Annotated in this window: 27 protein-coding genes; 8 read left to right on the top strand and 19 right to left on the bottom strand. The window is 71.2% G+C overall.

The genetic code is table 11. The features are described 5' to 3' along the window. Positions 1 to 9: 9 nt before the first annotated feature. Positions 10 to 1791 carry a multicopper oxidase domain-containing protein gene (locus tag ABZX11_RS08740; RefSeq protein WP_176174568.1) on the bottom strand — a complete coding sequence of 594 codons (1782 nt, stop codon included), beginning with the start codon at positions 1789 to 1791 and terminating at the stop codon, positions 10 to 12. A 191-nt stretch (positions 1792 to 1982) separates the two neighbouring features. Here ABZX11_RS08740 and ABZX11_RS08735 point away from each other — a divergent pair, with 191 nt between their 5' ends. Next, complete coding sequence (locus tag ABZX11_RS08735; protein ID WP_091318495.1) at positions 1983 to 2777, top strand: HAD-IIA family hydrolase; 795 nt, start codon at positions 1983 to 1985, stop codon at positions 2775 to 2777. Between the two features lie 37 nt (positions 2778 to 2814). Next, on the top strand, positions 2815 to 3615 hold the full coding sequence (locus tag ABZX11_RS08730; RefSeq protein WP_176174569.1) for a metallophosphoesterase family protein: 801 nt from the start codon (positions 2815 to 2817) through the stop codon (positions 3613 to 3615). On the opposite strand, the gene ABZX11_RS08725 is transcribed toward ABZX11_RS08730, so the two are convergent. The 11 genes from ABZX11_RS08725 to ABZX11_RS08675 all read right to left on the bottom strand — a co-directional run bounded on the left by ABZX11_RS08725 (position 3612) and on the right by ABZX11_RS08675 (position 12199). Beyond that, the gene (locus ABZX11_RS08725; protein WP_354911167.1) at positions 3612 to 3986 is read right to left on the bottom strand and encodes a YccF domain-containing protein; all 375 of its coding nucleotides are present in this window, start codon (positions 3984 to 3986) and stop codon (positions 3612 to 3614) included. The two genes, ABZX11_RS08730 and ABZX11_RS08725, sit on opposite strands and share 4 nt — an antisense overlap. Continuing rightward, positions 3986 to 4732: a PhzF family phenazine biosynthesis protein gene (locus tag ABZX11_RS08720; protein ID WP_354911164.1), complete on the bottom strand. Its 747-nt coding sequence runs from the start codon at positions 4730 to 4732 to the stop codon at positions 3986 to 3988. Before ABZX11_RS08720 ends, ABZX11_RS08725 begins: the two co-directional genes overlap by 1 nt. A gap of 47 nt (positions 4733 to 4779) precedes the next feature. Beyond that, entirely contained in the window at positions 4780 to 6225 is a 1446-nt protein-coding gene (locus tag ABZX11_RS08715) for a hypothetical protein (protein ID WP_354911161.1), read from the bottom strand. Positions 6226 to 6227: 2 nt separating this feature from the next. Next, positions 6228 to 6731, bottom strand: a complete 504-nt coding sequence (locus ABZX11_RS08710; RefSeq protein WP_176174573.1) for a hypothetical protein — start codon at positions 6729 to 6731, stop codon at positions 6228 to 6230. 96 nt (positions 6732 to 6827) lie between these two features. After that, positions 6828 to 7379 carry a DUF3558 family protein gene (locus ABZX11_RS08705; RefSeq protein WP_354911158.1) on the bottom strand — a complete coding sequence of 184 codons (552 nt, stop codon included), beginning with the start codon at positions 7377 to 7379 and terminating at the stop codon, positions 6828 to 6830. Between the two features lie 46 nt (positions 7380 to 7425). Next, positions 7426 to 8139 (bottom strand): ESX secretion-associated protein EspG, encoded by a 714-nt coding sequence (locus tag ABZX11_RS08700; protein WP_354911156.1) that lies wholly within the window; start codon positions 8137 to 8139, stop codon positions 7426 to 7428. A gap of 23 nt (positions 8140 to 8162) precedes the next feature. After that, on the bottom strand, positions 8163 to 9377 hold the full coding sequence (locus ABZX11_RS08695) for a helix-hairpin-helix domain-containing protein (protein ID WP_354911154.1): 1215 nt from the start codon (positions 9375 to 9377) through the stop codon (positions 8163 to 8165). Beyond that, entirely contained in the window at positions 9374 to 9817 is a 444-nt protein-coding gene (locus tag ABZX11_RS08690) for a hypothetical protein (RefSeq protein WP_354911152.1), read from the bottom strand. The genes ABZX11_RS08695 and ABZX11_RS08690 overlap by 4 nt, the downstream gene beginning before the upstream one ends. Then, a complete protein-coding gene (locus ABZX11_RS08685; RefSeq protein WP_354911150.1) occupies positions 9814 to 10389 on the bottom strand; it encodes a 4Fe-4S single cluster domain-containing protein in 576 nt (191 codons plus the stop codon). The genes ABZX11_RS08690 and ABZX11_RS08685 overlap by 4 nt, the downstream gene beginning before the upstream one ends. After that, positions 10377 to 10592: a DUF2997 domain-containing protein gene (locus ABZX11_RS08680; protein WP_176174579.1), complete on the bottom strand. Its 216-nt coding sequence runs from the start codon at positions 10590 to 10592 to the stop codon at positions 10377 to 10379. The genes ABZX11_RS08685 and ABZX11_RS08680 overlap by 13 nt, the downstream gene beginning before the upstream one ends. After that, on the bottom strand, positions 10589 to 12199 hold the full coding sequence (locus ABZX11_RS08675; protein ID WP_176174580.1) for an AAA family ATPase: 1611 nt from the start codon (positions 12197 to 12199) through the stop codon (positions 10589 to 10591). The genes ABZX11_RS08680 and ABZX11_RS08675 overlap by 4 nt, the downstream gene beginning before the upstream one ends. Positions 12200 to 12328: 129 nt before the next feature. On the opposite strand from ABZX11_RS08675, the gene ABZX11_RS08670 reads away from it, so the two are divergent. Both ABZX11_RS08670 and ABZX11_RS08665 read left to right on the top strand, forming a co-directional pair. Beyond that, positions 12329 to 13987 (top strand): AMP-binding protein, encoded by a 1659-nt coding sequence (locus ABZX11_RS08670; RefSeq protein ID WP_354911148.1) that lies wholly within the window; start codon positions 12329 to 12331, stop codon positions 13985 to 13987. A 181-nt stretch (positions 13988 to 14168) separates the two neighbouring features. Beyond that, positions 14169 to 15308, top strand: a complete 1140-nt coding sequence (locus tag ABZX11_RS08665) for a hypothetical protein (RefSeq protein WP_354911145.1) — start codon at positions 14169 to 14171, stop codon at positions 15306 to 15308. A 30-nt stretch (positions 15309 to 15338) separates the two neighbouring features. Here ABZX11_RS08665 and ABZX11_RS08660 read toward each other — a convergent pair whose 3' ends face one another. Then, a complete protein-coding gene (locus ABZX11_RS08660; RefSeq protein ID WP_354911142.1) occupies positions 15339 to 16307 on the bottom strand; it encodes a R2-like ligand-binding oxidase in 969 nt (322 codons plus the stop codon). Between the two features lie 21 nt (positions 16308 to 16328). Further along, positions 16329 to 16913, bottom strand: coding sequence for a TetR family transcriptional regulator (locus ABZX11_RS08655; RefSeq protein ID WP_176174586.1), 585 nt, complete (start codon positions 16911 to 16913; stop codon positions 16329 to 16331). 95 nt (positions 16914 to 17008) lie between these two features. Between ABZX11_RS08655 and ABZX11_RS08650 the strand changes: the two genes are divergently transcribed. Continuing rightward, complete coding sequence (locus ABZX11_RS08650; protein WP_354911140.1) at positions 17009 to 17626, top strand: HAD family hydrolase; 618 nt, start codon at positions 17009 to 17011, stop codon at positions 17624 to 17626. A 50-nt stretch (positions 17627 to 17676) separates the two neighbouring features. Here the strand turns inward: ABZX11_RS08650 and ABZX11_RS08645 are convergent, their stop codons facing one another. After that, on the bottom strand, positions 17677 to 17913 hold the full coding sequence (locus ABZX11_RS08645; protein WP_176174588.1) for a hypothetical protein: 237 nt from the start codon (positions 17911 to 17913) through the stop codon (positions 17677 to 17679). A 131-nt stretch (positions 17914 to 18044) separates the two neighbouring features. Between ABZX11_RS08645 and ABZX11_RS08640 the strand changes: the two genes are divergently transcribed. After that, positions 18045 to 18431 carry a cold-shock protein gene (locus tag ABZX11_RS08640; protein WP_086861937.1) on the top strand — a complete coding sequence of 129 codons (387 nt, stop codon included), beginning with the start codon at positions 18045 to 18047 and terminating at the stop codon, positions 18429 to 18431. 6 nt (positions 18432 to 18437) lie between these two features. On the opposite strand, the gene ABZX11_RS08635 is transcribed toward ABZX11_RS08640, so the two are convergent. From ABZX11_RS08635 to ABZX11_RS08625, 3 genes are read right to left on the bottom strand one after another with little or no spacing between them, the layout of a single operon-like run. Next, positions 18438 to 18914, bottom strand: coding sequence for a DUF2771 family protein (locus ABZX11_RS08635; protein WP_176174589.1), 477 nt, complete (start codon positions 18912 to 18914; stop codon positions 18438 to 18440). 11 nt (positions 18915 to 18925) lie between these two features. Then, positions 18926 to 20794, bottom strand: a complete 1869-nt coding sequence (locus ABZX11_RS08630; RefSeq protein WP_354911136.1) for an MFS transporter — start codon at positions 20792 to 20794, stop codon at positions 18926 to 18928. Positions 20795 to 20845: 51 nt separating this feature from the next. Beyond that, positions 20846 to 21613 carry a glutaminyl-peptide cyclotransferase gene (locus tag ABZX11_RS08625; protein ID WP_354911133.1) on the bottom strand — a complete coding sequence of 256 codons (768 nt, stop codon included), beginning with the start codon at positions 21611 to 21613 and terminating at the stop codon, positions 20846 to 20848. Between the two features lie 51 nt (positions 21614 to 21664). On the opposite strand from ABZX11_RS08625, the gene ABZX11_RS08620 reads away from it, so the two are divergent. Both ABZX11_RS08620 and ABZX11_RS08615 read left to right on the top strand, forming a co-directional pair. Further along, positions 21665 to 23779 carry a DUF3027 domain-containing protein gene (locus tag ABZX11_RS08620; protein ID WP_354911131.1) on the top strand — a complete coding sequence of 705 codons (2115 nt, stop codon included), beginning with the start codon at positions 21665 to 21667 and terminating at the stop codon, positions 23777 to 23779. Further along, positions 23776 to 26583, top strand: a complete 2808-nt coding sequence (locus ABZX11_RS08615; RefSeq protein ID WP_354911128.1) for a molecular chaperone Hsp90 — start codon at positions 23776 to 23778, stop codon at positions 26581 to 26583. The genes ABZX11_RS08620 and ABZX11_RS08615 overlap by 4 nt, the downstream gene beginning before the upstream one ends. Here ABZX11_RS08615 and ABZX11_RS08610 read toward each other — a convergent pair. After that, the gene (locus ABZX11_RS08610; protein ID WP_003088242.1) at positions 26580 to 26807 is read right to left on the bottom strand and encodes a DUF2530 domain-containing protein; all 228 of its coding nucleotides are present in this window, start codon (positions 26805 to 26807) and stop codon (positions 26580 to 26582) included. The genes ABZX11_RS08615 and ABZX11_RS08610 overlap by 4 nt on opposite strands. Between the last annotated feature and the right edge of the window lie 11 nt (positions 26808 to 26818).

The raw sequence follows: 26818 nt of genomic DNA, 5'->3' as shown, positions 1-26818 counted from the left end.
CCGGCGGGATCAGGCCGCGTCGTCATGGTGGTGGCCGCCGCCGGGGTGGACGTGGAACTTCGCCACCGCCGGCGGGTGCACGACGAACGGCCGCATCATGCCCTCGTCCTCGTGGTCGAGGATGTGGCAGTGGTACATGAACTCGCCGGTGCCGCCCCCGAACCGCCCGGCGACGCTCACCCACTGGCCGGGGTTCACGATGATCGTGTCCTTCCAGCCCTCCTCGTACTTCTCCAGCGGGACGTCGGTGAAGCCGTCGATGGGGGCCGTCGTCCGCTCGGTGGCCTGGTCGAACGTCGTCGTGAAGCGCCGCCGGAACAGGGCCTGGAACTCCGTCAGGTGGATGTGGATCGGGTGGGCCGGGCCGCCGTTGGCGACGTGCAGGATGTTCCACACCGCCCACCGGTCGTGGTCGATGAAGATGCCGGTGGTGTCGTCGAAGATCCGCCCGACCATCCGGAACGTCTTCAGGCCGCCGTTCGGGTCCTGGACCTGGATGATCCCTTCGCCGCCCGGGTCGGCCTCGACCTGCTCGAGGTCCCACAGCTCGGGGTGGCCCGCCTTGTTCAGCAGCAGCGCGACCCAGACGTGGTCGTGGTCCTCCGGCAGGGTCGTGCCGTGCTGCAGCCGCACGTACGACGTCGAAATCTTCTCCGGCAGGGTGAACCCGTCGTGCTCGGGGCCGCCGGCCACCCGGAACTCCATCAGGTCCGGCTCGACCACGCCCAGCCGCGGGTCGGCGTTGCGCAGCTTCAGCTTCTGCCCCTTGAAGCGGCTGAAGTCGATGAGGACGTCGAAGCGCTCGGCCGGGGCGACGGTCAGCCCGCCGTTCGGCAGCGGCGCCGGCGCGGGCAGCAGGCCGCCGTCGGTGCCGATCAGGCGGACGGCGTCGTTGACTCCCGCGTTGTTCTCGTCGACCAGGTTCAGCGTGTAGAACCGCGAGTTGGCCGCGTTGAGCAGCCGGAAGCGGTACCACCGCGGTTCGACGTCCAGGTGCGGCCAGATCACGCCGTTGACCAGGTTGAACGGGCCCGAGAACGGGATCGCCGGGCCGGACGGCGGGATGAACGGGAACTTGAACAGCAGCTGCCCGGTGAGCGCCCCGGTGGCCGGGTCGACGTCCAGGTTCCGGTCGGTGATGATCAACGGGACCTCCCGGTCGCCGTGCGGCAGGCGGAGGGCGTCCTCCTCGTCGTCGCGGATCAGGTACATCCCGGCCAGGCCCGTGTGGACGTTGAAGCGGGTGATCGCCATCGCGTGGTCGTGGTACCACAGCGGCATGGCCTGCTGGCGGTTCTGGTACTCGGCCAGCTGGGCCGTCCCGGTGAGGCCGGCGTTGTGCGCCCAGCCGTCGTTGCCGGCGTTCGTGCGCGCGCCGTGGAGGTGCACGACCGTCCAGGCCGGCAGGTCGGCGACGCCCTCGACGATCGAGTAGTCCTTCTTGTCCAGCTCGCGGCCGGGGCGGCTGGCCGGTGCGTCCGCGAGCGGCCCCTGAACGGCCACGAGGGGGAACTCGCCGTCGATTTCGTTCGACCACGAAATCCGCAGCTTCCGGCCGCTGCGCACTTCGATCGTCGGGCCCGGGAAATGACCCGCGTACGTCCACAACGTACTTTCGGGCAATTCGGAGTGCAGCCGCTGCCGCTTCGCGACCATCGGAATGGTGATCAATTCCCGGCCGCGCGGCCGGAACACCGGCGGAACCGGCAGCGGGTCGAGGAACTTGGTGAGTCCCCAGTTCGGCGCGGTGATCGGCCCGGCAGCCGCCGGGCGCTCGATGATTTCGGTCATGATTATCCCCCTTCTGTCCGGGGGCAGGAAGAATGGCGCGGCGGCGCGCACGCCGTCGACGTCGAAAAGTATTCCCCCGAACCCCCTCTGTGACCGGGCGCGCGACTCCCCTCGCGTTACCGGTAATTCCGATGGTAGCCCTTTTCGGCGTATCACGCAGGTGTCTCGCGCGCGTGATAGGTTCTCCCACCATGAACGAACGCCGGTGGACGTACCTCTCCGACATGGACGGCGTCCTGGTGAAGGAGGAGCACCTCGTCCCGGGGGCCGACGAGTTCCTCGCCGAGCTGAAGGCGAACGGCATCGACTTCCTGGTGCTGACGAACAACTCGATCTACACCCCGCGCGACCTGCGGGCGCGGCTGGAGCGCACCGGCCTCGACATCCCCGAGGAGTCGATCTGGACCTCGGCGCTGGCCACCGCGAAGTTCCTCTCGTCGCAGCGGCCGAACGGCTCGGCGTACGTCATCGGCGAAGCGGGCCTCACGACGGCGCTGCACGAGGTCGGCTACGTGCTGACCGAGCGCGACCCGGACTACGTCGTGCTGGGCGAGACCCGCACGTACAGCTTCAGCGCCATCACCCGCGCGATCCGGCTGATCGAGGGCGGCGCGAAGTTCATCGCGACGAACCCCGACGCCACCGGCCCGAGCCTGGAGGGCTCGATGCCGGCCACCGGGTCCGTCGCGGCGCTGATCGAGAAGGCCACCGGGCGCTCGCCGTACTACGTCGGCAAGCCGAACCCGCTGATGATGCGCTCGGCGCTGCGCCGGCTCGGCGCGCACTCGGAGTCGACGCTGATGATCGGCGACCGGATGGACACCGACGTGCACTCGGGCATCGAGGCCGGGCTGCAGACCATCCTGGTGCTCACCGGCATATCCACCCCGGAGTCGGCCGAACGCTATCCGTACCGGCCCACCATGGTGATCGACTCGGTCGCCGACCTGATCGGGCGAACCGGAGACCCGTTCGGAGAAGGCTGATCGCCGACCGGGTGGCCGCAGGGCATATCGTCAGCGGATGAGCAAGTCGACGTACGTGGTCGGCGACGTCCACGGGCACCGTGACGAACTCGCCGACGCGCTGAGATCCGAAGGCCTGGTCGACGAGGAGGACAACTGGTCCGGCGGCGAGGACCAGCTGTGGTTCCTCGGCGACTTCGTCGACCGCGGCCCGGACGGCGTCGGCGCGATCGACCTGGTCATGCGGCTCGAAGCGCAGGCGGCCGAGGCCGGCGGCCAGGTCCAGACACTGCTGGGCAACCACGAGATCCTGGCGCTGGGGATGTACCACTTCGGCGACGAGCCGGTGCCGTCCGACTTCGGCCCGCGCAGCTTCGCCCGCAGCTGGGAGATCAACGGCGGCCTGCTGTCGGACCAGGACCGGCTGACCCCCGAGCACATCGAGTGGCTGACCGCGCGCCCGCTGGCCGCCGTCGCCGCCGATCACCTGCTGCTGCACTCGGACACGCTCGAGTACCTCGACTGGGGCTCGTCGATCGACGAGATCAACGAGGCGGCTCGCGACATCCTCGAGGGCAGCGACATCGAGGCGTGGTGGGACGTCTGGCGCCGGATGACCACGCGGTACGCGTTCCGCGGCCCGGACGGCGAGGAGAACGCCCAGAAGCTGATGGACGCGCTCGGCGGGTCGCGGATCGTGCATGGGCACAGCGTCATCGCCGACCAGCTGGGCATCCACCCGACGCAGATCGAGGGCCCGTTCCTGTACGCGGGCGGCAAGGCCCTCGGCGTCGACGGCGGCCTGTTCGTCGGCGGGCCGTGCCTGGTGGTCGAGCTGCCGTTCTCCCCGGAGTCCTAGGCGATCTCGACGATCTCCTTGCCGAGCGGCACGAGCGAGACCGGGATCAGCTTGAAGTTCGCGATGCCGAGCGGGATGCCGACGATCGTGATGCAGAGCGCGATGCCGGTGAAGACGTGCCCGAGCGCGAGCCACCACCCGGCGAAGACGAACCAGATGACGTTGCCGACGCACGAGGCGGCGCCCGCGTCCCGCCGGTCGACGACCGTGCGCCCGAACGGCCAGAAGGCGTAGCGCGCGATCCGGAACGACGCCAGCCCGAACGGGATGGTGATGATCAGGACGCAGCAGATGACGCCGGCGAGCAGGTAGCCGACGGCCATCCAGAAGCCGCACAGGACGAGCCAGATGATGTTCAGCAGGGTGCGCATCAGACGTGCAGCTCCCCGCTCAGGACGGTGACGGCCTGGCCGGCGAGGTGGACGCGGTCGCCGTCCTGCCGGGTTTTGACGATCCCGCCGCGTGACGAAGCCTGTTCGCCGGTCAGTTCTTTCCGGTTCATGCGCTCGGACCAGTAGGGCGAGAGGATGCAGTGCGCGGAGCCGGTGACGGGGTCTTCGTCGATGCCGACGCCGGGGGCGAAGAAGCGGCTGACGTAGTCGGTTTCGTCGCCTGGTGCGGTCACCAGGAGGCGTCCGGTCCAGGTGTCCTCGAGCTTGCCGAGGTCGGGTTCGAGGGAACGCACGGTCTCGGCGTCTTTCACGACGGCGAAGAGGTTTTCGACGCCGCGGCCGGTGTACTCGATCTCGACGCCGGGGAGGATCCCGGAGAGGTCGTCGTCGGTCGGCCGCGGCGGGTCGGAGGGGAAGTCCAGCTCGACCCAGCCGTCTTTCGCGGTGGCGCGGAGTTCGCCGCTTTTGGTGAGGTAGGTCTGCGCGCCGCCGAGAACGTGCGTGACGGCGAGGGTGGCATGCCCGCAGAGGGCAACTTCCACGGCGGGCGTGAACCACCTCAGCGAATTCGTTGTGGTGACGAAGAAAGCGGTCTCGGCGTGCTTCATCTCAGCGGCGACGGCTTGCATCCAGGCCGGATCGGCGGGTTCGTCCAGCAGGACGACCCCGGCGGAGTTCCCGGCGAAGGCGCGGTCGGTGAAGGCGTCGACGATGAAGAAGCGCATGCCACCAATGTAGCTGTGGTTTTCCGGGTTTCCCTCGGGTCTGTCCCTTAGGTGGTGTCCCCGATGGTGGGCCGCACGACCTTTTCGCCATCGGGCCCGCGCTCGGTCTTGAGGTCGAAGACATCCTCGTCGACGGCGTACTTGTTCTTGTGCTCTTTGTCGTCGTCTTTCTTCTTACCGGCGGCGCCAGGGGCACCGGCCGCGTTGCCCCCCTTGCCTTTCGCGGCGGCGGCTGCGGTTGCGCCGCGTTCGAGGCGTTCGCCGGGTTTGCTGCCGGTCCTCGCGCCTTCGCCTTCCTTGGGGGCTGAGCCGGTGCTGCTGCCTGCATTGCCGGACACGCGCGACCCGGCGAACCCGGTGCCGGCGCGGCCGGAGCCGATGCCCTTGCCGCGGGTGATGTCGCCACCGGATGTGCCACCCGCGCCGGTGGTCCCGGGCATGGCGAGGCCGTCGGGGGTGACACGCCCGAAGGTGCCGGCGGCGGGGGCGGAGCGGAAGTTGGTGTTGCCGCTGAAGGTGCCGGTCCCGCTGCTGGTGCCCGGGGGGACGTAGCCGGGCGGGTTGGGGCCGGGTCCGGGGCCGCCTGGGCTGCCCGGTCCTGGTCCTCCGGGGACGAAGGTGCCGGTCGTGCCGCCGGGGCCGCTTCCGATTCCGCCGCCGATGGTGGGGGTGCCGGTGAAGCCGGCGCTGCTGGTGCCGTGGAACCCGCTGGCGGAGGTGGAGTCCCCCTGCCCGAGCTGGGGAGGAGGGGTGTAGGTGGGCTGGGTGCTGGCGGTCTCGTGGTAGGTGGAGTCGAGGTCTTGGAGCACCTGAACGGCCTGCTGATGAGCGGCATCAGCCTGCTGCTGCTTGGCGGCGACGTTGTTCATGGTCTGCGTCGCCCCGGCGACGTCACCGGCCAGGTACTGCTTGGTCGCCTTGTCGATTTCGGTCTGCTGGTTGAACCCGGTGGGTTCGGGCATGTTCTTCTGAGCATGATCAGCAGCGGCGGCTTGCTGCGAGTACCGGTTGGAGCTGAGCTGGGCGGCGTTGGCGGTATCACTCGTGTAGGTGGCGGTGTTCTGGAAGAAGCTGTGCGCCTGCGCGGCACCGGAGCCCTGCCACTGGATTTCACTGGAGTTGACGGCGTCGGTCGCCGCGTTGGAGACGTCGGCCAGCCAGTTGCCGATCCGGTTGGCCAGCCGTCCCCGGTCGTCGAGGTCCTTCGGGTCCATGTTGTCGTGGACCATGTTGTACAGGTCCTCGTGCGTGCTGGCCGGGTAGTTCTGGCCGGGTGCGGGCGCGTCGCCGCGGGTCGCCTGGTTGTGCAGGAGCACCTTGCCCTGCTCGACCGAGTACTGGGCCGCCTGGTTCTGGGTCTGCGGTACGACGCCCTCGCGAGCGTCGCCCTGGTCTTCGGCGCCGAAGTGGTGCACGTTCTGCTGGAGCTTTTGCTGCGTCTCGGCGTAGAAGTCGCCTTCGTACTGCCGGTGTCCAGCGTGCTCTTGAGCCATCGTCACTCGCTCCCGCGCAGCTTGGCGAAGGTCTGGGCGTGGGCGTCCTCGGTCTCGCGGTAGTTCTTGCGAGCGATCGCCAGTGCTTCTTTGACCTGCTGGAATCCCTTGATGAGCAGCTCGAGGTTCGGCACGAGTGACTGCTCGTCGCCGGCCGCGACCTTCACGTTGAACTGAGCCACCTGCTCGGCGTACTCGCTCGAGCCCATCCGGGGTTTCCAGGCGAGGACCTCGAGCTCGTACTCGATTCCGCGGTAACCGTCGATGAACTCGTCGCAGACCTTCGTGTACTTGTCGAGCCCGGCCTGGTTGATGGCGAACCCGCCGTCCATGGCCAGTTTTTTCAGCCCTGCGGCACCCTCGTTGAGGCGCTTCGCGCCTTCCGGGTCGGCCGGGGTGTTGAGGAGGCCGGAAAGGAAGTTCGACCCTGCGTCGCCGGAGGCCGGTGCGGCGATCGGCTGGTCACTGAAACTCGCGCCCGAGCTCACGTCAGGTTCCCCTCCCATCGAACAACACTCTGGGTGCCCACGACCTACTGTAGTAGTGACCGGCGGCCGGCGGCAGGGGCGACAGCCGGACGTAGGTCACTCGTGGGCTGCGGCTCAGGTGTTCGGGGGGAGCAGTTTCTCGACCTTCACCGCGATGGCGGTGACCCGGTCGCAGGCCTGTTCGGTCGTGTCGTTGCCGGAGACCGAAACGAGCGCGCGGGAATTCGGCTTGACCTCGATGGAGATCGTGCACTGGCCCGCCGCGCCGATCGAACCGCGTTCGATGATCGCGTTCCGGGCGCCGACGTGACCGCGCGAAGCCTTCGACGGGTCGGGGATGCCCTGGTCGTACCCGGTGTTGTCCTGGAGGGCAACGCCGACGTTGGCGTCGCCCGGCTTGTTCGAAGCGCAGCTTCGTTCCCGGTCCACGGTGCCGGGAGCCGCCGCCGGGAACCCCTCGCCCGCCATGACCTGGTCGATGATCGTGCAGGGGCTCAGGCCCGTGAACGGGTTGTCACCGGTGCCGCTCGGCTTGGTCGACGAGGCGCTGCCCGAAGGCGTGTTCGCAGCCTGCGGCGTACCCCCAACCTTGCTGTCACAGGCGCTCAACACGAGCACCAAAGTCGCCGAAGTGAGGACGGCTCGGAGGACAACTGCTCGGGTCACGCTCTGCACACTACGGGTAGATCACGCACTCGTGCGAGGACGCACGTCACCGGTGGGTCGTCTCCGCGATGCGCTCGTGCAGCCACCCTCTCAGGTGTCCCCCGTCCGAGGGGACGAACCTGAGCCGGGACTCGCCGCCGGACAGTGGGTCCGTGAACGTCAGGTAGCGGCCGCCGTCCGTGTCCACGAAATTCACCGTTCCCACCGGGCGGAGGTTGCCCTGGCCCAAGCGGGTCGACAGCTCGAACGTGCCGTGGCGGTGGGGGGCCCACTGGGCGTAGTCGCGCAGTGCTTCGGGGTCCGGGGGCCGGTTCGGGCCCACCGTTGTCGTGGCCGGGGCCACCGGTAGCGGTGCGTAGCCGGGGAGGATGCCGATCAGGGCGTCGACCAGGTGGTCGGGGCGGATCCGGACGAAGTTGATCCCCTCCGGCACCAGCTCCGAGTACACGCCGAGGCCGTGGCCGATCGTGGCTCGGTAGAACACCTGGCGGTTCTCCGTCAGCTCCGCCGCTCGGACGATGATCAGGACCTCCGGCCGGGTCCACGCCCGCAGCGTCTGCTCGACCTCGATGTCCAGCTTCTCCGGCCCCGCCAGGCCGCGGGCTCGCATCGACTCCCACGCCTCCGCCAGGATCTGCTCGTGCTCCACCAGTGTGTGGCCCGGGCTGCGGATCTCGAACGGCTCCCAGTGCGCCGGGAGACCCGTGCGCCGGACCGCGGCGGTCACCTCCGGCAAGCCCAGCGCGAATTCCTCCGGCACGGGTCCGAGCGTAGCGGAACCCGTCAGATGTCCAGCTGACGAACGCCCGTCTCCGGCAACGCCACCCGGCCGGCCGTCGCCCGTCCGCGCAGGCGGACGATCTCGTGCGGCTGTAACCCGATTGCCACTCCGAACGCCTCCACGTCCGGGAAGCCGCCCTGCTGGCGGCGCAGCTCCAGCGCCGTCGTCACCCGGTCTGGCGTGAGGCCTGGCAGGCGAGCCAAGTCGGCCGCCGATGCCGTGTTGACGTCGACCAACGCCACCGGCGGCGCAGGAGGAGGTGCCAAAGCAAGAGGAGGCGCCAAAGCAGGAGAAGACGCCGGCACATAAGCCTCGAGCACGTCGTTCTGCCGCAGATCCCGCGTCCCCAGCCCCACCGTGAACACCCGCGACCCCGCCGTGGACCGCACCGCGACCCCGTTCCGCGCCAGCGAAAGCACCGGCAACCCCGCCGCGATGACCGTGCTGCGCTCGTTGAACGTCGTCCCGATCGGGCGCAGCACCCGGACCCGCACCCCCACCGTGAACGCCGCGCTGCGCCCCTCCGGCACCTCGACCGCCGCCACCAGTGCGCCGGGGCCGAGGTCGGTGACGCCGTGGACCACCGCCGTCCCGTCGCGGTGCTCCACGAAGCCCGGCGTGGGGAACGCCGTCAGCACGTCCCCGGCCATCGGCGGCACGTCGCACTGGAAGCCCAGCAGCACCGTCGCCACCTGGCCCGTCGGCAGCTCCTCGAGCGGCCCGGCCGGCCCGAACAGCCCGAGCACCCGCATCGGCTGGCCACCCCGCGCCGACGCGCACAGCGCCCCGAAGCGCAGGACGCCCTCCCGGACGTGCACCTGCGCGCGGAACCCGGTCAGCTGGTCGAACGCCGGCGCCACCACCGACACCGCCGCCTCCGGCCGGCTCAGGTCCGGTCCGACCGTGTCGTCGGTGTACAGCTCCAGCGAGTCGCCGTTGCCGAGGTCGCGCCGGCCGACGGCGACGAACACGTCCTTGAGGAACCCCGCGTCCGTCACCGGCTCGACGTCGCTGGAAAAGAACTTCTTCCGCACCACGATCCCGAGGCGCAGGTCGTCCTCGACGACCCGGCCGCCCCGCAGCAGCCGCGCGCGGGCGCCGCGGGTCGCGCGGCCCGCGCTGACCTGGCCGCCGGGCAGCTCGCCGAGGCCGGGGACGGTGACCGAGTCGTGGATCGCCTTGCCGAACTCGATCAGCCCGACCCTGGTCTCGGTCACGACGTGGCGGCCAGCGTGACGCTGATCGACTGGTCGGCGTTGACCCGCTCCGATTCGACGCGCATACCGGCCTGCGCGGCCCGGTCCTTCAGCCTGGCCAGCACCGCGCGCTGCACTTCGGCCGCGTACGCCTCGTCGACCGACAGCACCAGCCGCGCAGCCTCGGCCTCGGTGAGACCCGGCCCGTCGACGTGCGCCACCTGGACACCCTCGGCGCCGTAACCGAACGTGATCCGCCGCCCCTCCCAGGCGGCGAAGACGGACGTGCCGTCGTCGGTGACCTGGGCACGCAGCCCGACGAGCGCCCGGGACAGCAGGTCGCGGTGGCGCATCCGGGTCCGCACGGTGACGACCCCCGGCCGTGCCTGCGCGTGCGCGGCGACCGTGGCCGCGTCGAGCTGGGCCAGCGCCTCACTGCGCAGCTTGAGCGTGACACTCATCGGCGTTCCCCTTCGAGCAGCGCTTCGAGGACTTCGGTGGTGGCGAACCCGTTCAGCTCGATCGCGCCGTCGGTCGCGATCGTCAGCTCCAGGCGGTTCGGGGCGGCGAAGATCGACTCGTCGTAGCGGCCGGTCAGGAAGTGGAACCGCTGGTTCGCCGAGCCCACCCACGGCCGGGACGGCTCCGGCCGGTCCGCCAGAAAGGGCCCGTCCACCAGCAGGTCCGTCGCGGCCAGCAGCTCGGACGGCGGCAGGTCCTCCAGGACGTGCCCGGTGAACGTCATCACCGACAGCCCCGCCGAGCGCACCGCGGAAGCGAAGCGCCCCAGTGGTTCCGCCTGGTCGAACGGCTCACCGCCGAGCAACGTGACGCCTTCGATCCCGGAGACGGCGAGCACGCGTGACGCCAAGTCCGGCCACGACAAGGAAAACCCGCCGCGAGTCGTCCACGTCTGCGGGTTGAAGCACCCCGGGCAGCGCACCGAACACCCCTGCGTCCACACGGCACACCGCAGGCCCGGGCCTTCGGCCGCGGTGACGTCGACGATCCGGTGCAGGTTCAGGAGTTCCATTGCGACTGCTGCTGCGAAGCGGTGTCCTCCACGGAGGCGGAAGTGCGCCGGTAGTCCTCGGTGAACTCCGACGTCTCGGTCTCCGCGCCGAGCAGGTCCTCCAGCAGCGGGATGTAGTCGAGGCACTTCGAGCCGGTCACGCCGTGGGTTTCGGCGCTGATCGAGCCGTCCTTGCCGATGGTCACGGTCACGCGGTGCGTCATACGTCGATCGTCCTCCCGCCCGATGAAGCCGGTGGCGGCGGCGCGACCGGCTCCGAACCCGATGAAGTGTCGGTGGCGGCCACGGCCCTGGTCTCCGCCCAGTTCCGGATGGCCAGGATCTCGTCGGCCTGGGTGACCGACAGCGGCACGGTGGACTTGACCGCCCGCACCAGGTCGTCCCGGCGCAGTGGCCGCTTCTCGGCGAACGCGTCCACGAGCCCGGACAGCACGGCCTGCTCGATCTCGGCGCCGCTGTAGCCCGCGCTGACGTCGGCGAGTTCGGCGAACAGCCCGTCGTCCAGCCGCAGTTCGCTGCCCACGAACGGATCGGTGACGCGCTTGGCCAGGTGGATCCGCCAGATCGCGGCGCGCTCGGGCGCCGAGGGCAGGTCGACGAAGAAGATCTCGTCGAACCGGCCCTTGCGCAGGAACTCCGGCGGCAGCGAGCCGACCTGGTTCGCCGTCGCCATCACGAACACCGGGGCCGACTTCTCCTGCATCCAGGACAGGAACGTGCCGAAGACGCGCCGCGCGGTGCCGCCGTCGCCCCCGCCGCCGGCCCCCGCGAGCCCCTTCTCGATCTCGTCGACCCACAGCACGCAGGGCGCGATGCCCTCCGCGGTGCGGATGACCGTGCGGATGTTCTTCTCGCTCGACCCGACGAGCCCGGCGAAGACGCGCCCGAGGTCCAGCCGCAGCAACGGCAGCCGCCACATGTTCGCGACGCACACCGCGGACAGGCTCTTGCCGCAGCCGGGGACGCCGGTGAGCAGCAGGCCCTTCGGCGCCGCGAGGTTGTACGCCGAGGCCGCGGGCGTCCAGGTGCCGGTGCGCTTGGTCAGCCACCGCTTGAGCCGGTCGAGGCCGCCGACGGCGTCGAAGCTCGTCTCCGCCGGCACGATGTCGAGCATCCCGGAGCGCCGGACGGCCTGGCGCTTCTCGGCCAGGATCAGCTCCAGGTCGCTCGGGTCGAGCCCGCCGCCCTCGACCAGCGCCCTGGCGAACGCGTTTTCGGCCTCCGGCAGCGTCAGCCCGCGCGCGGCGGCGACGATCATGTCCCGGTCGTCCCGGTCGATGCTGATCCGGACGTTCTGCCGGTGCGCGGCGACCATGCTGTCCAGCAGTTCGCCGATCTGGCGCTGGTCGGGCAGCGGGAAGTCGACGACAGTCGCGTCGTGTTCCAGCTCCGGCGGCACGGGCAGCGACGGCGAAACGAGGATCACGCTCAGCGGCACCGGCCGGGTCTTGAACGCGGCGGCGAGCTCCCGCAGCCGGCGCACGACGTCGGGATCGGGCCGGTGCCCGCCTTCGGAGACCAGCGACGGGTGCAGGTCGGCGAAGACGAAGACGGCGGGTTCACCCCAGCCGTAGACGCGTTCGAGGGCGGCCGCCGCGGTGCGCGTCTCGGTGATCGGCGGGCCGCCCGCGGGGGCCAGCCCGGTGGTGGACGACCAGACGTACACGCGCCGCGGCGTCCGCAGCCGGTGGGCGTCCTCGGCGACCGCGCGGATCTCCCGCAGCACCCGCTGCTCTTCGTGCGTCTCGACGACGAGCAGCGGGTAGCGCGCCTGCAGCAACTGGGTCAGCTCGTCGCGGAACCCGGCCATCGATCGCCCCCTCGAAGTCCGTTCGGACACTACCAGCGCCCCTGGTCTCGAAACGGCTCCGAGCGGTCGCCACGAGCGGGTTCGCTTCCTAGACTCGAGACGCCCGACGAAGACGTCCGAGGAGCTGCCATGCCTGACGCGCCCGCCCTGCCGAGCTACGCCTCGGGGACCTCGGAGGTCCCGCTGCTCGGCGACACCATCGGCGACAACTTCGACCGGACGGTGGCCGCGTTCGCCGATCGGGACGCCCTGGTCGACCGGGCCGCCGGGAAGCGGTGGACCTACCGGGAGCTGGCCGCCGAGGTGTCCGCGCTGGCGCTGGGGCTGGTCGCGCTGGGCATCGGCAAGGGCGACCGGGTCGGCATCTGGTCGCCGAACCGCGCGGAGTGGACGTTCCTGCAGTACGCGACGGCGAAGATCGGCGCGATCCTGGTCAACATCAACCCCGCCTACCGCGCGCACGAGCTCGCGTACGTCCTCAACCAGGCCGGGATCCGGCTGCTGGTGGCGTCCGACAAGTTCAAGACGTCCGACTACCCCGCGATGGCCGAGGAGGTGCGCGAGAAGTGCGCGGCGCTCGAACAGGTCGTGATCCTCGGCGGCGGGGACTGGGACGCGCTGCTGGCGGCCGGCCGCGGCGGTGACCCGGCGCAGCTGGCGCACCTGCAGGCCGGGCTGTCGGCCGACGACCCGATCAACATCCAGTACACGTCCGGGACGACGGGCTTCCCCAAGGGCGCCACGCTGTCCCACCACAACATCCTCAACAACGGCTACTTCGTCGGTGAACTGTGCAACTACACCGAAGAAGACAAGGTGTGCATCCCGGTGCCCTTCTACCACTGCTTCGGCATGGTGATGGGCAACCTGGCCTGCACCAGCCACGGCGCCTGCATGGTGATCCCGGCACCCGCGTTCGACCCGAAAGCCACCCTCGAAGCGGTCGCGGCCGAGCGGTGCACGTCGCTCTACGGCGTGCCGACGATGTTCATCGCCGAGCTCAACCACCCGGACTTCGGCGAGTTCGACCTGTCGTCGCTGCGCACCGGGATCATGGCGGGATCGCCGTGCCCGGTCGAGGTGATGAAGCAGGTCATCGACCGGATGGGGATGGCCGAAGTGTCCATTTGCTACGGCATGACGGAGACGTCCCCGGTGTCGACGCAGACCCGGTCCGACGACTCGATCGAGCGCCGCGTGTCGACGGTCGGGCGGGTCGGGCCGCACCTGGAGGTCAAGGTCGTCGACCCGGAAACCGGCCTGACGGTCCCGCGCGGCGAGCCGGGCGAGCTGTGCACGCGCGGGTATTCGGTGATGCTGGGGTACTGGGAGCAGCCGGACAAGACGGCGGAGGCGATCGACGCGGCCCGCTGGATGCACACGGGAGACCTGGCGGTGATGGACGCCGACGGCTACGTCAACATCACCGGCCGCATCAAGGACATGGTCATCCGCGGCGGCGAAAACCTGTACCCACGCGAGATCGAGGAGTTCCTCTACACGCACCCGGACATCCTGGACGCGCAGGTGATCGGCGTCCCGGACGAGAAGTACGGCGAAGAGCTGATGGCGTGGATCCGGATGCGCGAAGGCGCTTCGCCGTTGGACGCGGAAAAGGTGCGCGAGTTCTGCAGCGGGAAGCTGGCGCACTACAAGATCCCGCGGTACGTCCACGTCGTCGAGGAGTTCCCGATGACGGTGACGGGGAAGGTGCGCAAGGTCGAGATGCGCGAGAAGTCGATCAGCTTGCTGGGGTTGGAGAAAGCGGCTTCGGCGAAGCACGCCTAAACCGCTGAGGACGGCCGGACACCTCCCTTCGCGATTCCGTGAAGGGAGGTGTCCGATGATCATTCTCAGCTGGGACTGGTGAGCGCGGCTAAACCGGCCGGGGTGGCCAGGCGTTGTCCCGGCGCGGCGGAGGGGGCGCTTCCGGACGGGAGCGACGGGAACCGCCGCGGGAGGGGGAGTCGTGCTGTCCAGCCTGAAGAAACCGCTCACCGTGGGGACGCTGCTCGCGGCGGCCGCGCTGGGCCTGCCGGGGGTCGCGACCGCGGCCACGGTGGGCCCGGTCGACCTCGGCACCTTGCCGGGCGACGCGTTCAGCACGGTGAACGCGATCAACGCCGACGGCACCATGGTCGGCGAGTCGCTTCCGCAGGACGTGCGCATGCGGTTCCACCCGGTGAAGTGGGACAGCCAGGGCCGGATCGGCGCCCTGCCGACGCTGGGCGGCGAACAGGGACGGCCGGTCGCCGTCAACGACCACGGGGTGGCCGTGGGCTGGGCCCAGGACGCGCAGGGCGAGACACGCGCGGTCCGCTGGGCCCCGGACGGCACGGTCACCGCGCTGCCGTGGACCGGGTCGTCCGACGCGGCCGTGATCAGCCGGACCGGTGTGGTCGCCGGTGGCGGCAGCACCCCGCAGAGCACGTACGTCGCGCTGCGCTGGGCCCCGGACGGCTCGGTCACCCAGCTGGCGTCGCTGCCCGGCGGCGGGCAGGCCGTCGTCACCGGGATCACCGCCGACGGCTCGCTGATCAGCGGCGAAGCCTGGGACGCCGCCGGCAACCAGCACGCGGTCCGCTGGAGCGCCACCGGCGCGATCACCGATCTCTCGCCGGGCAACCAGGGCAACCCGGGCGCCACGGCGGCCGCGATCAACGACTTCGGGGTGATCGCCGGGACCGTCACCGAGGCCGGCCAGCACGTCCCGGTAGCCTGGAAGCGGGACGGCAGGCAGGTGCGGCTCGACTGGCCGGCGCCGCCGGCCTCCGCCACGCCGCGCGCGATCAACCGGGCCGGGGTGGTCGTCGGCAGCGGGGAGGCCGAATTCGCCCAGTCCCGCGCGGTTCGCTGGTCCGCGAGCGGGGTGACCGTGCTGCAGGGCGCCCGGCGGTCCGAGGCGGTGGCGATCAACGACTCGGGCACGGCGGTCGGCAACGTCGAATCGGTGGCGGCCCGGTGGGCGGCCGACGGCACCGAGACGATCCTCGGCGCCCTGCCCGGCGGTGACTACAGCTGGGCGACCGGGATCGCCCGCGACGGGACGATCATCGGCCGGTCCGACCTGCCCTACGGCTGGCACGCCGTCTACTGGCCGGCGAGCTGACGGGCTTCGCCGCCGGGGCGGTGCGCGTCCTCAGCCCACCGCCGCGGCGGCTTCCGCGATCGCCTTCGCGTCCTCTTCGCCGAACGTCTCCTCCAGCTGCTCCGGCGAGTAGTCGACGTCGATCTGCTCCACCGGCATCCCGCGCGCCGACTCGATCGCGCCCAGCCGCCGCTGCGCCCGGTCCGCCGCGTACTGGATGATCTCCTGGGGGTCGTTGTCGAACGGCAGTTCCTCGAACTGGTCCTGCACCCACTGGATCATGTTGAGCGCGTGCGGCAGCAGCTCGCCCATCCGCTGCTGCACCGCGTCCCACAGCGAGTCGTCCGCGGCGACGTGGCGGCGGCAGGTGAACGTGCCCCAGGCCATGTGGCGGCGCTCGTCGTCGCCGATGCGGCGGACCAGTTCCTGCATGCCCGGCAGGATGTCGTGCTGGGTGCAGATCAGCTGCCACGAGTAGTAGCCGGTCAGCGCGAGGCTGCCCTCGATGACGTGGTTGTAGGTGACGCTCGCGCGGATCTGGTTGAGCGGGCTGGGATCGTCCTCCAGCGCCCGCAGCGACTGCGGCAGCTCTTCGTAGAAAAGCTTGCGGTAGTGCGGGTTCTCGGCGACGAACGGGTGGAGGTCCTGGGTCAGCCCGACCGCGTCCATCCAGCGCCGGAACACCTCCGTGTGCTTGGCCTCCTCGAAGCAGAACTGCGTCAGGTACATCTCGTCGCCGAACCGGCCGGTCGCCGACATCGCCCGCATGAACGGCTGGATGTCCTCGGTGACCGCCTCTTCGCCGGCGATGAACTGCGCCACGAGGTAGGTCGTGCTGCGCTGCTGCTCGGGGTTGAGCGTGTCCCAGCCTTCCCGTTCGCGGCTGAAGTCGATGTCGGCCGGGTTCCAGAACTTCTTGTTGCCCTTGACGAACAGCCGCAGCGGGAACGAGTCCCAGTTCAGCCCGCCCTTGCGCAGTGAGGAGAAGCCGGAGCGGAGTTCGGGGAGCATGTCGGTCATCGTTTCACTCCGAGAGAGGGTTCAGTGGACGAATCGGCGGATGGCGGGTTCCAGCACCGCGGTGACGGCGTCGGCCGCCTCGGCCGCCGAGTGCGTGGACAGCACCAGGTGCGACAGGGAGAGCCGGACGACGGTCTCCGCGAGCAGGGCCGCGGCCTCGGCGGAGAGCCCGGGCTCGAACTCGCGGTACTGCTCGGCGGCGAGATCCGCGGCCGCGGTGAGGATCGGCTCGCCGCGGCTCGTGAGCAGCGGCAGCAGGTCCTCGCCCGCCTCGGTGCCGAGCGCCGCCGCGACCAGGCGGTTCTCCCGCGCGTGCTCGATCGTGTAGACGACGGCGTGGTGGATGCCCGCCAGGAGCCCGTCCGCCGTTTCGAACCGCTGCCGGATCCCGTCGAGGAACTCCGACGCGGTGCGCAGCGCCACCGCCTGGGTCAGCGCCGCCTTGTTCCCGAACTCGTTGTAAACCGTCTGCCTGCTCACCCCGGCTTTCGCGGCGACGTCGGCCATCCGCAGGCCCGCGTGGCCGCGGTCCGGCAGCAGGTCGGCGGCCGCGTCGAGCAGCGCCTCCCGCAGGGACGCCTTCGTCCGTTCGGTGAAGCTGGTCACACCCTCACCTTGACACAGATGACGTCACTGTCAAGGCGCTGGACATGATCGGCTTACGTGTAAAACTGTCGGTGGTGGCGGCTAACGTGTCGGTTGTGGGCATCACCGTGGGGTTCGACCTCGACATGACACTGATCGACGCCCGGCCGGGCATGGCCGCGGCGATGAACGCGCTGGGCGTCGAATCCGGCCTGCCGCTGGACGGCGAGGCGTTCGCGGCCAACCTCGGGCCGCCGCTGGACGACATCCTGCGCGGCTTCGAAGCGCCCGAGGAGCGCATCCCCGGGCTGGTCGACCGGTTCCGCGCGATGTACCCGGAGGTGGTCGTGCCGAGCGCGGTCGCGCTGCCGGGCGCGGTCGAGTCGCTGTGCGCGGTCCGGGCCGCGGGCGGGCGCACGCTGGTCGTCACCGGGAAGTACGGGCCCAATGCGCAGCTGCACGTGGACGCGCTCGGCCTGGAGGTCGACGAAGTCGTCGGCGAACTGTGGTCGACGCAGAAGGCCGAAGCGCTGCTGGCCCACGACGCCCGGGTGTATGTCGGAGATCACGCCGGTGACATCCGGGGTGCGCTGGCGGCCGGGGCGATCCCGGTCGGCGTCACCACCGGGCCGTGCGATCGCACGCTCCTGCTGAGCGAAGGAGCGGAGGTGGTGTTCGAGTCGCTGACGGAGTTCCCGGCGTGGTTCGAGAAGACGTTCGCGACGGTGCCTTAATCCATCCATGCCCCCGCCGCCGCCCTCAACGGAGCAGCGGAGCTGCGCTGTCAATTCTTGGCGCGCGCCTCGATCACCAGGGCGATCAAGCCGAGCAGCAGGCCCAGCGGCGTGATGACCCCGGCGGCGACCGAAAGCCAGATCGGCAGGTTCTCCAGACCGGCGGCGAACATGATGAACACGGCCAGCACGGCGAGCATGCCGAGGCCGAAAAGGCCGATGCCGACGCGCATCAGGAACGGTTTGCCGGGAGCGGCCACGCCGGCCTCCTTCGTCGTGCTCTTCATGACGTATGAGGGTATCCGCCGGTATCGACTTCTCCCCAGGGCCTGTGGCGAGATACCCTTTACCCAGCGCGCCCTGGGTACGCCCCGGGCGCGTTAGTCGTGAGCGGACAGCAGAAGGACTGGTGAGGGAAGTGCCGACCGGCAAGGTCAAGTGGTACGACGCGGAGAAGGGGTTCGGGTTCGTCACGCAGGACGGTGGCGCCGACGTCTACATTCGCAAGGCCGCGCTGCCGCAGGGCGTCGAGGGGCTCAAGGCCGGTCAGCGGCTGGAGTTCGGCGTCGCCGACGGCCGCCGCGGGCCGCAAGCGCTCTCCGTCCGGCTGCTCGACCCGCCGCCGTCCGTCGCCGAAGCGCGCCGCCGCCCGGCCGAGGAACTGCACGGCCTGATCGAGGACATGATCAAGCTGCTCGAGCTGAAGGTGCAACCGGACCTGCGGCGCAACCGCTACCCGGACCGCAAGCACACCAAGCAGATCGGCGAGATCATGCGCGCGGTCGCCCGGGACCTCGATCCCTAAAGAGCCCTACGCCTCCAGGCGCAGGCCCCAGACGTCGCTGGGCAGCAGGCCCGACTCACCGGTGTCGGCGTTGAGCACGGCCGTGTACTTCTGCACGTCCACCGCGGAAATGCGGTCGGCGGGCGTCGGCGGCGTGACCGTATAGGCGTAGCGGTCCAGCGACGTGAACGGGATCGGGTCGCTCTGCTTGAACTCGCCCTGAGGGGTGACGTACTCGTAGACGATCTGCCACGGCGATTCGGCGACTTCGCCGGGCACCGAGATCTGCACCGGCTTGCCCGGGCGGACCTTCAGCGTCTGCGTCGAGCCCTGCGCGCTGCACGGCTGCGCGAGCTTCTTCGTGTAGTCGCACGTGAGCACGGGCGCGGTGTTGATCGTGTGGCCGTCGGCGTAGAAGGTGACCTCGGCCGGGCCGGGTGCCGAGCAGCCGGCCACCGCGAACCCACCGGCCGCAAGCAGGGCCACCACCCGGGAACGTCGCATGGGCTCAGACCCTACCGGCGGGCCCTCGGGTCCCCGGTCAGGCCCTGGGCCGGGAAGCTGCCGGTCGGCTCGGGGCGCAGCGGCCGGTCGCCGCCGAGGCCGGGCACGAGCGAGCCGCCGCGGCGCACCAGGTACGTCTGGGCCAGGCCGACCGCCAGCACGACGGTGATCACCAGGAACCCGATCCAGTACGTCGGCGGCAGCAGCAGCCCGACCGCGCCGCCGAGGCACCAGGCCAGCTGCAGCACGGTTTCCGAGCGGCCGAACGCCGACGCGCGCGACTCCTCGGGCAGGTCCTCCTGGATGACGGCGTCGAGGCTGATCTTGGCCAGCGCGCTGGCCGTCGCGCCGATCAGGCCGACGATCGCGGCCGTGGCCAGGCCGGGCAGGATCGTCGCCACCAGCGCCGCCGCCACACAGGCCGCCACGCACCCGACGATCACCTGGTCCGGGCTGCCGAAGTGCAGCCGCGAGCCCAGCGCGTTGCCGAGGAAGCCGCCGGCACCGGCCGCGGCGCCGATCACGCCGAGCAGCAGCAGCTGCATGAACGGCGTCTGCCCGCTGCCCTCGGTCTGCGCCTTGACCGCGAAGGCGGCGAACATCATTAGGAAGCCGGTGAGCACGCGCACCGAGCCGTTGCCCCACAGCGCGACGACGATGTGGCGGCCCAGCGGCTGACGGCGCTTCTTCTCCTTCGGGTGGGCCGAAAGGGACGTCGGCACCTCGCCCTCGGTCGCTTCGACCCAGGCCGGGATCCGCATTGACTGCACGGCCGCGGCCACGCAGATCAGCGCCGTGAACCACAGCGCGCCCGCCGAGCCGGTGATGGCGTTGACGCCGCTGGCCAGCGCGCCGAACACCCCTGCGGCGACCAGGCCGAACGTGGTCAGCCGGGCGTTGGTCTTGGAAAGCGTGATCTCCGACGGCAGCACCCGCGGTGTCACCGCGGCCTTGAGCACGGTGAACGACTTCGACAGCACCATCATCCCGAGCGCGGCCGGGTAGAGCAGCCAGTCGTCGAAGTGCAGCGCCATCACCACGGCCATCAGGCCCTGGCCGATCGAGGACGCGCACATCGCCAGCCGCCTGCCGCGCTGCACCTTGTCGAGCGCCGGTCCGATCACCGGCGCGACCAGCGCGAACGGCGCGATCGTGATGAGCAGGTAGAGCGCCACCTTGCCCTTGCTCTCGCCGCTGGTCGCGGCGAAGAAGAGGGTGTTGGCCAGCGCGATCGCCATCGCCGCGTCGCTGGCGTAGTTCAGCATCACGGCGTAGGTCAGCGAGGTCAGGCCGGACTTCTCGGCGCCGTCGGCCTTGGTCGCGCGCTGGAAGGCGCCGACGGCCTGGCCGGTCAGCTGCCGGCTGCGCATCGCCGCCACCCGGGTGACGGTGATCTTCTTCGGCAGCTTCGGCGTGCCGCCCGGGGTGCGCGGCTCCTCCCGCGGCGGCGGCTCGGGTGCCGGCGGCCGAGGCTCGCCGGCGTAGCCGCCGGTGTCGTAGTGCTCGTACTCGCCGCTGCCGGGGTGGCGTTCGCCCTGGTAGAAGCCGCCGGGCGGCTCGCGGCGGACGGGTTCGGTGCGGTGCGGGTCGTACGGCCGGGCCCCGCGCGGGGGCGGCGGCCGGTGGTTCGTCGGCGCGGCGGTGGTGGGCGCCTCGTCGGCGTTCGGCACGCGGCCGTCGTGGAACCCGGCGCGCGGCGGGACAGGCCGCTGCACGCGCGTGGGCGGCGGCGGGCTGCCGTGCTCGGCGCGCGGGGCGGCGGCGTCCCGCCAGGACCTGGCCTGCGCGGCGCCCGGTTCCGGCGTCCAGCGCCGTTTGGACTTCCGGCCGCGCGGCTGACCCGGCGGAGTGCCGTCGGAGCGGGAGCCGAAGAGTGCCACGTGTTCAATCCTGCCTTACCGGGGGCCGGTTCCGCCTGCTCATCCGTGCTTTCACGGCCGAGCCGGGACGAACCTCACCCGGAACGTGACCGGCCACTGCTTCCCGGTGAGCAGGAAATCGCCGGTTCCCGGGACGGCGGCGATACCGTTGAGCACGGCTTCGGGGTCGGTCACGTTCACCCTCGCACGCAGCTGACCTGCGTCGACGGTCCCGGTGACGCGTCCGGTGGCGGCGTCGATCCGCAGGACGGTGCCGGTGTGCCAAACGTTTGCGTAGACGTCCCCGCCGACGCATTCGAGCTCGTTGAGCTGGTCACGGCCGACGTCGACGCTGCCGGTGACGGCGAAGGTCCGCGGGTCCCGGAAGGTGAGCTTCGACGAGCCGTTGCTCATCACCAGCCGCCCGCCGTCCTGGTGGCACAGGCCCCAGCCCTCTCCCTCGAAGGGGACGCGCCGCAGCTCGGCGAGGGTGGCCGAGTCGCGTTCGATGGCGAAGCCGTCCTGCCAGGTGAGCTGCCACAGCGTCGGCCCGAGGACGGTGACACCCTCGCCGAACAGCGGCGACGGCAGCGTGGCGGTGGTCCGCGGCGGCCCGCCGGCCGGGCCCGCGGTGAGCGTGGACTTCCCGGCGAGCCCGGTGCTCTCGTACAGCGTGTCGCCGGCGAACTCGAGGCCCTCGGTGAAGGCGGCGGGATCGTGCGGCAGGGTCGCGACGACCTCGACGGTCAGCCGGTCCGGCCCGGCGGGTTGTGCCGGGGCGCCGGCGCAGCCGCCCAGGACGGAGGCCAGCAGCAGGGCGGTGACGATCGGCGTGCGCACGATGAACAGCCTGGCACGGGCGCCGCGGATGCGTGCGGCACAATTGGCCGCATGACTTTGCTGCTGACCCTCGACGACGGTTCCGTGCAGCGCAAACTCGCCGATGCGGTGGAGTTCGCGCGGGCTGCGGTGCTGGAGGACGCACCCGAGGAGCAGCTCGGCGCCCACGTGGGGGTCACCCGCGAGGACGCGGTCACGGCAAGTCACCTGTTCGAGGCCCAGGTCCCGGGCTACGGGGGCTGGCGCTGGTCGGTGACGGTCGCGGTGGCGGCCGAGGACGAGCCGGTGACGGTCAGCGAGGTCGTGCTGGTCCCGGGCCCGTCGGCGCTGGTGGCGCCGGCGTGGGTGCCGTGGGAGCGCCGCGTCCGCGCGGGCGACCTCGGGGTGGGCGACATCTTCCCGACCCCGGAGAACGACCCCCGCCTGGCCCCGGCGTACCTGCAGTCGGACGACCCGGCGGTGGAGGAGACGGCCCACGAGGTGGGCTTGGGACGAGTACACGTGCTGTCCCGTTTCGGCCGGACAGAGGCGGCGTCGCGCTGGCACGCGGGCGAGTTCGGACCGCGGTCGGACATGGCCCGGAGCGCGCCGGACGTGTGCGGGACGTGCGGGTTCTTCGTGCCGCTGGCGGGATCGCTGCGCGGGGTGTTCGGGGTGTGCAGCAACGACATCGCCCCGGCGGACGGCCACGTGGTGGACGTGGAGTACGGGTGCGGAGCGCACTCGGAGGTCGAGGTCGAGGTGACGTCGTCGGTCCCGGTGGCGGAGCTGGTGTACGACGATTCCCAGCTGGACTTCGCGCCGGCGCCGGAGGCTGCTGAGGTTGACGGGGGCTCGGAGGCTTCGGGTGCTGTGGAGGCGCCGGAGGTTGTCGAGCCGGCGGAAGCTTCGGGTGCGGTCGAGGCGCCGGAGGCTTCTGGCGTCGCGGTGGCCGCCGGTGCTGTGGAGGTGCCGGAGGTTGCGGAGCCGGCGGAGGCGCCGGAGGTTACCGGGGCCGCGGAGGCGCCGGAGAGTGCTCAGGTCGCGGGAGCGCCGGAAGCCACGGAGCTTGCGGAGCCGGCGGATGCCCCGGAGGTCCTGGAGACGGCAGCGGCCGAGCCGGAGACGGCAATAGCGGAGTCGGACGTGTCGCCGGCCGAGGTGGAGCCGCCGGCGCCCGCGGAGCCGACCCCGGCCGCGGTTGCCGAGCCGCTGGTCCCGGAGGCAACCGAGGCAGCCGAAGGTGCGGCTGAGCCGGTGGCGGCGGAGGCATCCGTGGGGGCGGAAGCGGCCGAGCCTGCGGCTCCGGCGGTGCCCGAGGCGGCGGTCGAGTCGGCGGAAGCCGCGGTTGAGCCAGTCGCTGCGGAGGCACCTGGGGTGGCCGATGAGGTCGCCGAGCCGGTGGCGGCTGAGGCACCCGTGGTGGCGGATGCGGTCGAGCCGGTGGCTTCGGCAGTGCCCGAGGCGGTCGAAGTTCCCGAGCCCGCGGCTTCGGAGCTGGCTGACTCGGCTCCGGCGGCTGCGGAGTCAGCTGCGGTGGAACCCGAACCGGTGGCTGTGGAGGAATCCGCCGCCGAGGTGGCTGATCAGGCCGCTGAGCCGGTGGTGGCCGAGCCCGAGGCAGCAGCAGCCGCGGCTGAGGTGCCTGCAGTGGCCGATGAGGTCGCTGAGCCGGGTGAACCGGCAGCTTCGGTGGTTCCCGAGCCTGCGGCTTCGGAGCTGGCCGACTCGGTTCCGACTGTCGCCGAGCCGGTTGCGCCGGAGGTCGAGCCGGTTGCTTCGGATGATTCCTCCGCCGAGCCCGCCGAGCCCGCCGAGCCCGCCGAGCCCGCCGAGCCCGCCGAGCCCGCCGAGCCCGCCGAGCCCGCCGAGCCCGCCGAGCCCGCCGAGTCCGCCGAGTCCGCCGAGTCCGCCGAGCCCGCCGAGCCCGCCGAGTCCGCCGAGTCCGCCGAGTCCGCCGAGTCCGCCGAAGCTGGTGAGGCCGTCGCGGCAGCTGAAGAGGCCGAGCCGCCCTCGGGCGACGATGAAGCCCGCGCGCCCGTTGTGGCCGAGGTTCCGGATCCCGAGGAAGCCGAGCCCACGCAGGCTGAGGTGACCGATGCCGTCCAGGTTTCGGCCCCCCAAAGCGAACTCCCCCCGTCCGAAACCACCGATGAAGCCCGGGGCGACGGCGCCTCCGACCGGTGACCGAGCACGTCACCGAGCCGGGTGAACCCTTCGGGACCGCCCGGCTTCGCGAGGCCACCCTGCGGTCCTGGCGGGACTCGCCCACCCGGCTCACCGAAGACACCAACGTCGAACGGGACCTCCGGGTCGGCGCCTACCGGGATCGGCTCTTCGTCGAACTCGCCCAGAATGCCGCCGATGCCGCCATGGCCGAGGGGAAGCCGGGGCGGGTCCGGGTGTCTCTTGTGGACTCCGAACTTCGGTTCGCCAACACCGGTGCTCCGCTCGACTCGCGGGGCGTTGCCTCGCTCGCCTCCCTGCGGGCCTCCGGCAAGACCGGCGAGACCGTCGGGCGGTTCGGGGTCGGCTTCGCCGCCGTGCGGACCGTTACCGATGAACCCCGCGTTGTCTCGCGCACCGGCGGGGTTGTCTTCTCCGCCGCGCGGACCCGGGACGCCGCCGGGGTCGAGGGGGACGTTCCCGTCCTCCGGCTTCCCTGGCCCGTTGCCGCCGATGTGCCTCCCGGCTTCGACACCGAAGTGCGGCTGCCGCTTCGGGATGGTGTCGACGGGCGTTCTCTTCTCGACGAACTCGCCCGGGACGTCGCCGATCTGCTGCTCGCCCTGCCGTGGCTGGGTGAGTTCGATGTGGACGGTCGCGTTTGGACGCGTGCGGCCGACGGCAACGTAGTCGTCATCCGGGGGCCCGGGCAGGAGACGCGCTGGCTGACCCACCGTGGTGACGTCGTGTGGGCCGTCCCGGTCGGTGCCGATGGTTCGCCGCGGCCTCTCGAAGAAGACGTTCTGCGCGCTCCGACGCCCACCGACGACGGGCTTTCCCTGCCCGCTCGGCTGCTCGCCTCCGTTCCGGTCGAACCGTCGCGACGCCGTGCGCTTCCGGGACCCGAACTGGCGCAAGCGCTCGAGGCGGCCGCGAAAGAGTACGTCGGGCTCGTCCGGCTGTTGCCGGCCCCGCAACGGTTTGCGCTCGTTCCGGCGCCCGGGTTTCCGAAGTCCACTGTGGATGCCAAGCTGCGTGACGAAGTCCTTGCGGCGCTGAGTGTCGAGCCTTGGCTGTCCACTGAGGATGGCTCGGAAGTCTCCGGGCGGCAGGCTCGGGTGCTCGACATCGACGTGCCTGGACTGTCCAAACTGCTCGTCGAGCTCGTGCCGGGTCTGCTCGAAGGACCCGCGTCGGTGCTCAAAGCCGTTTCGGTGCAAGTGATCGGCATCGAAGAGGTGCTGGAGACGCTGACCGGCGTCACCCGTGAGCCCGGCTGGTGGCGGGACGTTTACAGCGCGCTGGCGATCGCCGTCGAGTCGCACGTGCTCGCCGCGGAACGGCTGGACGGGCTTCCCGTCCCGCTCTCCGACGGGCGGACGCTGCCCGGTGCGCGGGGCTGCCTGCTCGTCGAAGGCTCGGCCGAACTGCTCGATCTTTTGTCCGATGTGGACATCCCGGGGTTGCGGCTGGTGCACCCCGCCGCGTCGCACCCGCTCCTGGAACGGTTGGGCGCCAAGCACGCCGATGCTCGTGAGCTGCTCAACGCCGATCAGCTGCGGGACGCCGTCGAACGCAGTGTCGAAGACGTCCAGTCCGGATTGGACGGCACGACCCTCGCGGGTGCCGTGCTCCGGCTGATCGCCGACTGCGGCGACGACGCCCCGCGGTGGGTCGGTGCGCTCGCCCTGCCGGGCACCGACACCTGGCGCCGGGCCGACGAACTCGTCCTGCCGTCGTCGCCGCTGCTCGACGTCTTCGACGAAGAGGTCTTCGAGGAAGACGGCGCGATGGACGTCCTCGACGAGGACTTCGCCGGCGACTGGCCGCAAAGCACCCTCGAGGCCGCCGGCGTGCTCGACTCCTTCGCCGTGGTCGTCGACGACGAGCCGCACGAACCCGACCACGACCTCCCCGACGAGGAAGCCTGGTGGGACTCGCTGCCGGAGCCGCCGTCGACGCTCGTCGCGATCCGGGACCTCGACCTCGTCGCCGACGACGCCTGGCCCGCGGCCCTCCGGCTGCTCGCCGCGCGGCCCGGAACCTGGCACGCCCTGCGCACCCCGCAGGGGCATGCGCGCTGGTGGATCGCCCAGTACGCGGTGCTCGCCGGCGCCGCGCCGAACGAATGGCGGCTGCCGGACGCCGATCTCGCCGGGCTCTTCGACGAGGTCCCCGACGTCGGCCTCAGCGAAGACCTCCTCAGGATCGCCGGCGTGCGCGCCGGGCTCACCCTGTCCACAGTGGACGAGGCGGCGGACCTGCTCGCCCGGCTCGCCGACCCGGACCGGGTGGTCTCACCCGGGCTGACCACGCGTGCCTACGACGCCGTCGTCGAGTCCGGCTTGGAGCCGGGCGTGCCGCGGGCCGTGCGGGCCGCGGACGGGTCCGTCGTGGACGACGCGCTGGTGCTGGACGTGCCGTGGGTCGCCGGGGCGCTGGAGCCGGACCGGTACGTGGTCGCCCCCGAGGACCCGGAGCGGCTCGCGGACCTGCTCGACCTGCCGCTCGCGAGCGGCGCGGCCGCCGAGGTGACCAGCGAAGGCGAGTACGCGCCCTGGGCGGAGCTGCCCGCGCTGAAGCTCGTCGCGGACCAGCTCGGCGTCGGCCTGCCCGAGGGTGGCTTGCTCGTCCACGACCCGCTCACCGTGCGCATCGACGGCGCCGACCACGACGTCCAGTGGTGGTCCGACGGACGGCTGCACGCGGCCGACACCTCGGAAGGGCTCGCGCGGGCGTTCGCCTGGGCGGCCGGGCGCTGGCCCGACCGGCACCTCATCACGGCGCTGCTCGACGACCCCTCGCCCCGGACGATGCTCGCTTAGAGCCGCTGGGCCGACTTCGACCCGCGACGGGCGGCGGCGCGCTGCCAGGCGATGATCGCCATGCCGACGAAACCGAGCGCGAAACCGGACAGCGCCGTCTGCACCCACAGCCCCGAAGTCGTGAAGAAGAGCACCACCAGCGCGACAGCCCAGATCGAGGTGCCTACGATCACCACCGGCGTCAGGTCGGTCAGCCTCTTGGGCAGCTCCGGCGTGTGCCGCAACGAGCCCGTAA

Origin of the sequence: Amycolatopsis sp. NPDC004169, assembly GCF_040610315.1 — a bacterium.
Classification (GTDB): Bacteria; Actinomycetota; Actinomycetes; order Mycobacteriales; family Pseudonocardiaceae; genus Amycolatopsis.
The sequence above is the reverse complement of the archived record's forward strand: the minus strand, read 5'-3'. Positions and strand labels throughout refer to the sequence as shown.

Excerpts from the sequence above, each read along its gene's own strand:
- ABZX11_RS08740 (WP_176174568.1), bottom strand. The coding sequence starts at position 1,791 with ATGACCGAAATCATCGAGCGCCCGGCGGCTGCCGGGCCGATCACCGCG.
- ABZX11_RS08735 (WP_091318495.1), top strand. The coding sequence starts at position 1,983 with ATGAACGAACGCCGGTGGACGTACCTCTCCGACATGGACGGCGTCCTG.
- ABZX11_RS08730 (WP_176174569.1), top strand. The coding sequence starts at position 2,815 with ATGAGCAAGTCGACGTACGTGGTCGGCGACGTCCACGGGCACCGTGAC.
- ABZX11_RS08725 (WP_354911167.1), bottom strand. The coding sequence starts at position 3,986 with ATGCGCACCCTGCTGAACATCATCTGGCTCGTCCTGTGCGGCTTCTGG.
- ABZX11_RS08720 (WP_354911164.1), bottom strand. The coding sequence starts at position 4,732 with ATGCGCTTCTTCATCGTCGACGCCTTCACCGACCGCGCCTTCGCCGGG.
- ABZX11_RS08715 (WP_354911161.1), bottom strand. The coding sequence starts at position 6,225 with ATGGCTCAAGAGCACGCTGGACACCGGCAGTACGAAGGCGACTTCTAC.
- ABZX11_RS08710 (WP_176174573.1), bottom strand. The coding sequence starts at position 6,731 with ATGGGAGGGGAACCTGACGTGAGCTCGGGCGCGAGTTTCAGTGACCAG.
- ABZX11_RS08690 (WP_354911152.1), bottom strand. The coding sequence starts at position 9,817 with ATGAGTGTCACGCTCAAGCTGCGCAGTGAGGCGCTGGCCCAGCTCGAC.
- ABZX11_RS08685 (WP_354911150.1), bottom strand. The coding sequence starts at position 10,389 with ATGGAACTCCTGAACCTGCACCGGATCGTCGACGTCACCGCGGCCGAA.
- ABZX11_RS08680 (WP_176174579.1), bottom strand. The coding sequence starts at position 10,592 with ATGACGCACCGCGTGACCGTGACCATCGGCAAGGACGGCTCGATCAGC.
- ABZX11_RS08675 (WP_176174580.1), bottom strand. The coding sequence starts at position 12,199 with ATGGCCGGGTTCCGCGACGAGCTGACCCAGTTGCTGCAGGCGCGCTAC.
- ABZX11_RS08670 (WP_354911148.1), top strand. The coding sequence starts at position 12,329 with ATGCCTGACGCGCCCGCCCTGCCGAGCTACGCCTCGGGGACCTCGGAG.
- ABZX11_RS08660 (WP_354911142.1), bottom strand. The coding sequence starts at position 16,307 with ATGACCGACATGCTCCCCGAACTCCGCTCCGGCTTCTCCTCACTGCGC.
- ABZX11_RS08645 (WP_176174588.1), bottom strand. The coding sequence starts at position 17,913 with ATGAAGAGCACGACGAAGGAGGCCGGCGTGGCCGCTCCCGGCAAACCG.
- ABZX11_RS08635 (WP_176174589.1), bottom strand. The coding sequence starts at position 18,914 with ATGCGACGTTCCCGGGTGGTGGCCCTGCTTGCGGCCGGTGGGTTCGCG.
- ABZX11_RS08620 (WP_354911131.1), top strand. The coding sequence starts at position 21,665 with ATGACTTTGCTGCTGACCCTCGACGACGGTTCCGTGCAGCGCAAACTC.